Origin of the sequence: Promicromonospora kroppenstedtii DSM 19349 (genome assembly GCF_000515355.1) — a bacterium.
Lineage (GTDB): Bacteria > Actinomycetota > Actinomycetes > Actinomycetales > Cellulomonadaceae > Promicromonospora > Promicromonospora kroppenstedtii.
The window spans coordinates 13156-16831 of record NZ_KI911730.1 but is presented as its reverse complement, the minus strand read 5'-3'; the positions used below and the strand labels follow the sequence as shown (position 1 = coordinate 16831).

General features: G+C 72.5%; 3 protein-coding genes. 2 read left to right on the top strand and 1 reads right to left on the bottom strand.

What is annotated here, in order from left to right; genetic code table 11:
- On the bottom strand, positions 1-1280 hold a 1280-nt coding region (locus tag PROKR_RS21705; protein ID WP_245605925.1), incomplete at its 3' end, for a sensor histidine kinase.
- Positions 1281-1475: 195 nt separating this feature from the next.
- Here PROKR_RS21705 and mtrA point away from each other — a divergent pair.
- Both mtrA and mtrB read left to right on the top strand, forming a co-directional pair.
- Positions 1476-2156 (top strand): MtrAB system response regulator MtrA, encoded by a 681-nt coding sequence (gene mtrA, locus PROKR_RS21700; RefSeq protein WP_026366090.1) that lies wholly within the window; start codon positions 1476-1478, stop codon positions 2154-2156.
- 32 nt (positions 2157-2188) lie between these two features.
- Positions 2189-3676 (top strand): MtrAB system histidine kinase MtrB (mtrB, locus tag PROKR_RS21695; protein WP_245605924.1); only part of this gene is annotated, 1488 nt, incomplete at its 3' end.

The window sequence follows — 3676 nt, the reverse complement described above, 5'->3', positions numbered from 1 at the left end:
AGGCCCGACCGCTGACCCGAGCCGTCGGGCGCGACGACCTCGGCGCCGCCGCGGCCGTCGTCGCGCACCCGGATGCGGAGCGCGGCGTCGGGGCCACCGGTCCGGTCCACCGACTCGACCAGCACGTACACCCCGGAGGCGCGGGCGTGCTTGGCCGCGTTGGTGACCAGCTCGGCGACGCTGAAGTAGGCGATCGACTCCAGGGCCGGGACCAGGCGGCCGTCCGCCTCGACGCTCGGGTCCACGTCCACGGTGACCGGCAGGGCCGACCGCGCGGCGAGCGTCTCGAGGGCGACCGCGAGGCCGCTGTCGAGCGCCGGCGGGTGGATGCCCCGGGCCAGCTCGCGCAGCTCCGTGAGCGCCTCCTTGGTCGACGCGTGGGCGGTGTCGACCAGCTCGGCGGCCTGGGTGACGTCGCCGCCCTCGGCCAGGTGCTCACGGGCCTCCCCGAGCTGCATGGCGACGGCCACGAGGCGTGCCTGCGTGCCGTCGTGCAGGTCGCGCTCGATGCTGCGCAGGCGGGCGTCGGCGTCCTCCACGGTGCCGGTGCGGGACCGCTCCAGCTCGGCGACGCGCAGGCTCGCCCGGGTCGGGCTCAGCAGGCCGGCGGTCAGCACCCGGAACAGCAGCGCGAACATCCGCGTGATCCACGGCCAGCAGAAGAACAGCACCAGTCCCACCAGCGCGGCGACGAGGATGCGCGGCGGTGTGTCGATGAAGTAGTCGATGCCGAACGAGGCGCCCCGGTGGAGCGCGCCCTCGCTGTCGGCCTGCGCGGGCAGGTACCGGTACCAGACGCCGTAGGTCAGCGCGCCCAGGCCGGTGAACAGGACGGTCACGCTCGTCACGAACGCGATGATCGCCAGCGGGAACGTGACCAGCATGAACAGCAGCGCGCGCCACCCGGTGGCGTCGCCGATCAGGGAGCCGACCGTGCGCCAGAAGCCGCGGGGCCGCACGTACGGCGCGGGCACGGCGACGTCGAGGTCGAGCAGCTCGCGGGCCAGCCCGCGGTACACGGCGCCCCAGCCGCGACCGCCGAGCACCACGGCGCCGGCGACGAAGAGGCCGACCACGGTCACGGCGATGCCCGCGGTGAAGCTCACGGCGAAGATGGCGTAGGTCAGGGCGAACGGGGCCAGCAGGAGCACGAGCGTGAGGTAGCCCTGCTCCCGCCAGGTGCGGCCGGAGAACGGTGCGGTCAGGAAGTGGGGACCTGGCCGGGCGGCGCCGCCCTGGACGGCGCCGGCCGTGAGCCGGTCGACGGTCATGGTTGTCATGGTGCCAGGTTCGCCCCTGCGGGTGCGCCCGCGACATGGGGTCGACCGCCCGATCTCGCGGGGGTTGTCCCCCGTACCCGGCGCGGGGGACCGCAACGTGGCCATTTGCCCTGAACCGGGTGAACCTGTGCCGAACACGCCAGGTAGCGGCCCGCGAGGACGGGTTTACTGGACCAGGCTGGCACACTGGAGGGCATGAAGGTACGAGTTCTTGTCGTCGACGACGACACAGCACTGGCGGAGATGATCGGCATCGTCCTCAAGGGTGAGGGCATCGAGGCGATCTTCTGTGCCGACGGGGACTCCGCGCTGGGCATGTTCCGGACCCACCAACCCGACCTCGTGCTGCTCGACCTCATGCTCCCGGGCAAGGACGGCGTCCAGGTCTGCCGTGAGATCCGCGCCGAGTCGGGCGTGCCGATCATCATGCTCACGGCCAAGTCCGACACGCTCGACGTCGTGGTGGGCCTCGAGTCCGGCGCCGACGACTACGTGTCCAAGCCGTTCAAGCCCAAGGAGCTCGTGGCCCGGATCAAGGCCCGCCTGCGCCGCAGCGAGGACCCGGGCCCGGAGCGGCTCGTGGTGGGCGACGTCGAGATCGACGTCACCGGCCACACCGTCATGCGCGACGGGGAGCGCATCGCGCTCACCCCGCTCGAGTTCGACCTGCTCGTGGCGCTGGCCCGCAAGCCGTGGCAGGTGTTCACGCGCGAGGTGCTGCTGGAGCGCGTGTGGGGCTACCGGCACAGCGCCGACACGCGCCTGGTCAACGTCCACGTCCAGCGCCTGCGCTCCAAGATCGAGCGTGACCCGGAGAACCCGGAGATCGTCCTGACGGTGCGCGGCGTCGGTTACAAGGCGGGCGCGACCCGCTGATGCCGTCCGGCCTGGTCACACGGCTCCGCCGGGTGGTCTCACGGGCCCGGGTGGTCACGGTCCGGGCCACCCGGCGCGGGATCGCGCAGTGGCGCTCCTCGCTGCAGCTGCGGGTCGTCACCACGGCGCTGGCGATCGGCCTCGCGGCCATCGCGGTGCTGGGGCTGTACCTGTCGACGTCGGTGCGGGACGGGATCTACGAGCAGCGGCTCGCGGCGATCGACCGGGAGGCCGCCGCACTGACGACGAAGGTCTCGGAGAACTTCTCGAACTCCGCGACGACGTCGGACGGCGAGCTGCAGAGCCTGCTGAACGACACCATCTCGACGCTCACCGCCACCAGCGGCTCCACCGCGGTGGACTACTTCCTGCTGCAGGAGCCCGGCGGCACCGCGCAGGTGTCCGACGTCGTGTCCCGGGGCGACCTGAGGGACGTGGTCATCACCGACGAGCTGCGCCAGGCGAACATCGCCTCCGAGGACGACCAGGTGCTGCAGGCGGTGGGCATCCCGGCGGTCGACGACCCGGGTGTGGTCCGGCCGGGCGTCATCGTGGGCTCGACCGTGCAGGCCGCGCCGGGTTCTCGCTTCGAGATCTACTACCTCTACTCGCTGGAGCCGGAGCAGGAGACCCTGTCGTTCGTGCACCGCGTGCTGCTCGCGGGCGGGTTCGGCATGCTGGCGCTGCTCGGCGTCGTCACCTGGACCATGGCCCGGCAGACGGTGACCCCGGTGACCCGGGCAGCCACCGTGGCCGAGCGGCTCGCCGAGGGGCACCTCTCCGAGCGCATGCCGGGTGCGCGGGGCGCCGACGAGATGGCGAGCCTGGCGCGGTCGTTCAACGAGATGGCCGAGAGCCTGCAGGACCAGATCCGGCGCATGGAGGAGCTCTCCGCCATGCAGCGCCGGTTCGTCTCCGACGTCTCGCACGAGCTGCGCACGCCGCTGACGACTATCCGCATGGCGAGCGAGATCATCCACGAGTCTCGCGACCAGCTGGACGCGGACGCCAGCCGCTCCGCCGAGCTGCTCCTCGGCCAGATCGACCGGTTCGAGTCGCTCCTGGCGGACCTGCTGGAGATCAGCCGGTTCGACGCCGGTGCAGCCGTGCTCGACGCCGAGCGCCGTGACCTGCGCGACCTGGTCATGTCCGTGGTGGAGCAGGCCGCCCCGCTCGCGGAGACCAAGGACGTCCGGGTCTCCGTGCGGCTGCCCGACGCCGACGCCGCGGCCGACTTCGACCCGCGCCGGATCGAGCGCATCCTGCGCAACCTCGTGGTCAACGCCATCGAGCACGCCGAGGAGCGCCCGGTCGAGGTGACCGTCGCGCAGGACGACCGCGCGGTCGCGGTCGTCGTGCGGGACTACGGCGTCGGCATGACGAAGCAGGAGGTGGAGCACGTCTTCGATCGCTTCTGGCGGGCCGACCCGGCGCGCGCCCGCACCACGGGCGGCTCCGGGCTGGGCCTGGCGATCGCGCTCGAGGACGCGCACCTGCACGCGGGCCGGCTCGACGCCTGG